Here is a 5,458-nt window from a genome sequence, read left to right as displayed (position 1 = left end):
AAGGCAATGCATTAGAGAAAATTCATAGCAATGTCTTGTGAAGTATCCTTTGACACCTTCCGGTCTTAGAGCGACAAAGCGGTTGACGGCCGAAGGCATCCTGGTGAATGTGTCTTTGTGTTTTTTTCTTACGTAAGCATTGAATGCCGCCAAAGCCGGTGCGTGGTGTGTGTCCATTTGTCCCGATCACACGGGGGACAATCAAACCCATGGTAATGATATCACTCGTAAAGTTGTCACCGCCTTTTCGAAGCTATGGTCTTTCCACTCAGGTACCCCTTGCCGGTGTCCATTCTCCTCATGAGTTGCTTGAGTGGGCTTTGGGGGGAGGGCATATTTGCACGATGCGATTCACCTTGTTTCGTCAACTTTTGGTCCTGCCGTTTAGTAGTCCTTCCCAACTTTATTCTCCGAACTGAATCCCGGGCTTGAGAAATCCCGGCAATCTGGAGAGTCATCAGGTTTGCGGGTGTCTTATCCTTTTTCGTCCTCCTCCTCTGTTTCCCCCTTTTGTAGTGTCCCGTATTTTACTGACTTCGACCACGCATAGCGGTGGGCGACCACCACCACCCACCACGCTCTTTCGTGGGTGAAGGATTCGCCTGAGGAGGGTCTCCCCCATAAAAAACCGGTGAAACTATAGTTTACAAGGGATTGTCTGAGGCCATCGAATTATCTTTATTGGGCATGGCCCATGCAGACCGTTCAATAACATACAGGAAAGGCATGAATGAAATTGGTAGAGCCAAGAATGCAGCAACGTCAGAAAAGCTTGATACATAAATTTCTCCACGGGAAAAATTGTTTGCCTGTCCGATGAACTCAATGATCTGAGGGGGAGAGAAATGAATGGAATGCATAAGGGAATGAAACTTAAAAAAAATTCCGCAATTATTCTGATCAGCCTGATTGCGGGAATGTTACTGCTTCCCATCGGCATTGCGATGCCGATTCTATTTGGAAATGGTGAAGCCATTGCCTCGGGAGCGGGAGGGCAAGGTCCCCAGCCTGCGCAGGAGGTTGTCGAGGGTGAGGAAGCTCCGGCCGAAATGGGACGGGATATTTATTACAAGACAGAGGGCGTGGTGTCGAGTGAAACGGCTCCACTCACGGCGAACAACACGCATGATTATCCCCGCTATGGCAATTTTGAAAGTCGAGTGCTGATTTGGGTTGCGAACCAGCAACATTTGTATTACGGGAGTTTTGTCTTGGCGGTTCCCATTTTCTGCATGGTGATCGAGTTCATTGGCATGGTGACCAAAGACAAGGCCATGGCGAAGAAGTACGACCAACTGGCCTATGATTTTATCCGAATCAGTCTGACGGCGTATTCGCTCACTGCCATCCTTGGTGGCATTCTTCTCTTTACCTTTCTCACACTCTATCCAACATTTTTCAGTTATCTCTCAGGGATCTTCCGTCCCGTCATGCACATCTATGCTCTGCTTTTCGTGGCAGAAAGCGGAACTCTGTACATCTACTACTATGGATGGGACAGGATGAGGGAGGGGGTCCTGAAATGGGTACATCTGAGCATCGCGGTGGTCTTGAATGTCATTGGAACCGTGCTGATGTTTTTGGCGAATTCGTGGATCGCCTTCATGATGTCGCCGGCAGGGGTGGATGAGGAAGGACGGTATCTCGGAAATATTTGGCATGCGATTCATAGTGCTTTGTGGAATCCACTGAATGTTCACCGAATTTTAGGCAATATGGCATTCGGCGGTAGCGTCGTTGCCGCCTACGCGGCCTATCGGTTTTTGTCGGCGAAATCGGATGAAGAGCGGGCTCATTATGACTGGATGGGATATGTCGCGATGTTTATCGCGGTCATCTTCCTCATTCCCTTGCCGTTTGCGGGTTATTGGCTCATGCGGGAAGTCTATGCCTATCGCCAGCAAATGGGGATTACGTTGATGGGCGGTCTTCTCGCCTGGTTATTCATTATTCAGGCGACAATGATCGGCGCGCTCTTCATGACGACGAGTTATTACTTGTGGCAATGCTTCGGGCGGATGCCGGGCGCGGAACGATTTCAACGATATATTAAATACCTCGTGTTTGTCGCGGTCGTGGGGTTATTGGTCTTTATCACTCCTCATACCATTGTCATGAGCCCGGCTGAGTTGAAAGCGATGGGAGGCCAACAGCATCCCGTCCTGGGAAACTATGGGGTCATGTCCGCCAAAAATGGCGGGATCAATATGCTCATCATTGTGACGATTGTGAGTTTCATTTGGTATCAGCGAGGCAATTTAATTCCCGCCGTGTCATGGAAAAAATTAGGCAATATTTTCATGACCTGTTTTATCGTGACGGGAAGTCTCAATATTATCTGGCTGGCAGTCTATGGATATTATATCCCCGCAAACGTGCGGATTGGACTGTCGGTTCCCCAGGTGGCCACCACGATGTCGTGCCTCCTGTTAATGATGCCGATGAACCTGGCCATGCTCAAGGGGGCCAGAGTCGCCGGGCCCATTCAATGGGGAAAAATGCCGGCGCGGTCGCAATATGCGCTGATCGCCCTGGCCACGGAATTTACCTGGATGATGGCCTTGATGGGATACATCCGTTCATCGGTCCGCCTCTTCTGGCATGTGAACGAGGTCATGCGGGATAACTCGCCATGGGCTTATACCCATACCATCGGGTTTGCCGCGAATATGATCTCCTTCAATGTTCTGCTGTTCTGGTCGACCATTCTCTTTGTGTTCTGGCTGGCGGCTTTTGCCGGGAAAAAATCGACTGTGCCGGAGACGTCCAGGGTTCCAGAGTCTCCGACTGTGAAGGATTTTACACCTCAGCCGGCCGGTCGTTCCTGAAGTGTTTCATCGGGAAAATATCGATCGCGTGGTGAGCGAATCATGGATGCATGGTGTCAGCACTAAGACAGGGAGCTGCTAGGAGCGTCTACACATTCAGGGTGGAGTGCATGTGGGTGTGGATGAAAAAAGGAGAGCGAGATGATGGAGTTTTGGGTTGCCAATCCTCTGATTGAAATGATCTTCGGAATAGTCAGTTTCGTGGGAGTCCTCATCTTAGGCTGGGCGAATCTTATGGTTGAGCCACCGAAAAGCGCGATGGCGATACCTGCTGAATTGAATGTCTGGGAACGGCATCGATTAAGGCAGTCTCAAAGAAAGGAGGGGTATCCGAACTAATTGGGCTGTGAGGAATGTAAACCTTAATTTGGAGGAGCGTTTCATGTTTGTTACAAAAAGGCAATTTTTGAAAATTACTGCAGGCACCGTAGCTGCTGTGGCGTTGGCGGATAAAGCGCTGGCGTTGACGGCGTTGCAGCCTGTTGTCGAAGTGGGTAACCCATTGGGCGAATATCCGGATCGTTCCTGGGAACGGGTGTATCACGATCAATATCGGTATGACAGTTCGTTTACCTGGTGTTGTTCCCCGAATGACACCCATGCTTGTCGTATCCGGGCGTTTGTCCGGAACGGGGTGGTGATGCGCGTGGAGCAAAACTACGATCATCAGACGTATGAGGACCTCTATGGCAATCGGGGAACCTTTGCCCATAACCCGCGGATGTGTCTGAAGGGGTTTACCTATCATCGTCGGGTCTATGGCCCGTATCGGTTGAAGGGACCGTTGATGCGGCGTGGCTGGAAAGCCTGGATGGATGACGGAAGTCCGGAGTTAACGCCAACGGTCATGACGAAATATAAATTCAATGCCCGCTATTTGGATGATATGTTGCGGGTATCCTGGGATACGGCATTTACCTATTTGGCGAAGGCCATGATCATCATCGCCAACCGGTATAGCGGCGAGGCCGGGGCGAGGAGATTACGGGAGCAAGGGTATCCTCCGGAAATGATCGAGATGATGAAGGGCTCGGGCGTTCGGGCCATGAAATTCAGAGCCGGAATGCCCGTACTAGGTGTCATAGGCAAAATGGGCATTACCCGGATGAACGGAGGCTGTGGAGCCTTGTTGGATAGTTGGGTGAGAAAAGTCGGACCGGACAGTGCCCAGGGGGGCCGGTATTTTAATAATTTAACCTGGCACGGTGATCAGGATCCTTCTCAGCCTTTTTGGTCAGGAGCGCAAGCCATCGATTGCGATCTTTCTGACATGCGGTTTACCAAGATGAACACGAGCTGGGGTAAAAACTTCGTCGAAAACAAGATGCCGGAAGCCCACTGGAAACTTGAATCCATTGAACGGGGCGCCCGAGTGGTGGTCATTACCCCGGAATACAATCCGACAGCACAACGAGCTGATTATTGGATGCCGGTCCGCCCCGAGACCGATGGGGCGTTATTTCTTGGGGCTTGCAAAATGATTTTAGACGAAGGGCTTCAGGACAGCGATTTCATTCGATCCAGTACGGATCTCCCCTTGTTAATTCGCACGGATACCTTGCAATATTTGGATCCGCGGGACGTCATTAAAGATTTTACGTTCCCGGATTTTTCTAAATCTTACTCCGGTAAAGTGCAAGGGCTGTCGCCTGCGCAGATCTCTCGCCTTGGGGGGTGTATGGTGTGGGACCTCAACCAGGAGAAAGCGGTCCCTCTTCATCGTGAACTGGTGGGTTGGCATTTTAAAAACAGCGGGCTTGATCCGGCGTTAACGGGAACGTTCAGGGTGAAATTGCTGAGTGGGAGGGAAGCAGATGTCATGCCCCTTTTCCAGATGTACCAGGTTCATCTTCAGGATTACGATCTGGATACCGTCCATCAAATCAATCGATGTCCGAAAGACCTTATTGTGCGATGGGCCCGGGATAACGGGACCATCAAGCCTGCCGCCATTCATAATGGAGAAGGCGTCTGTCACTATTTTCATATGACGTCGATGGGACGTGCGGCCGCAATGGTGATGATACTGACCGGAAACATGGGAAAATTCGGAACCGGATGTCATACGTGGTCAGGAAACTATAAAGTTGGTGTGTGGGCGGCCACGCCATGGTCAGGGGAGGGTATTGGCATACACACCGGGGAAAATCCGTTCAAGATCACGACGGACCCGAATGCCCATGGGAAAGAGATTAATTACCGTCCGTACTATTACGGCGAAGAGACGACATACTGGAACCACGGCGATACGGCGTTGATTGTGAATACACCGAAATACGGTCGACGGGTGTTTACGGGCAAAACGCATATGCCGACGCCGAGCAAGCTCCGATGGGTCGCCAATGTCAATATTCTCAATAATTCAAAGCATCATTATGACATGGTCAAGAATGTGGATCCCCACATTGAAGCGATTGTGACTCAGGACATTGAAATGACTTCCGATGTGAATCATGCTGATCTGTCATTCTCGGTAAACGGGTGGATGGAGTTTACCTATCCGGAAATGACCGCCACCGTTTCTAACCCTTGGATGCAGGTATGGAAGGGCGGTATTCGCCCGTTGTATGACACGCGGAACGATTTGGATACGGTGGCGGGCGTCGCGGCCAAACTCACCGAAATGACGG

The 5,458-nt window shown here is 50.6% G+C and carries 3 protein-coding genes; all 3 read left to right on the top strand.

The window, feature by feature from the left end; genetic code table 11:
* Positions 1 to 866 precede the first annotated feature (866 nt).
* Positions 867 to 2,828, top strand: coding sequence for a cytochrome ubiquinol oxidase subunit I (locus AAH187_RS18600; RefSeq protein WP_342349985.1), 1,962 nt, complete (start codon positions 867 to 869; stop codon positions 2,826 to 2,828).
* 141 nt (positions 2,829 to 2,969) lie between these two features.
* The gene (locus AAH187_RS18595; protein WP_342349984.1) at positions 2,970 to 3,167 is read left to right on the top strand and encodes a hypothetical protein; all 198 of its coding nucleotides are present in this window, start codon (positions 2,970 to 2,972) and stop codon (positions 3,165 to 3,167) included.
* A 43-nt stretch (positions 3,168 to 3,210) separates the two neighbouring features.
* Positions 3,211 to 5,458: molybdopterin-dependent oxidoreductase (locus AAH187_RS18590; protein ID WP_342349983.1), on the top strand; the 2,248-nt coding region annotated here is incomplete at its 3' end.

It is taken from the genome of uncultured Nitrospira sp. (genome assembly GCA_902500695.1).
GTDB lineage: Bacteria > Nitrospirota > Nitrospiria > Nitrospirales > UBA8639 > Nitrospira_E.
This window is presented reverse-complemented; position numbering and strand designations above follow the sequence as displayed.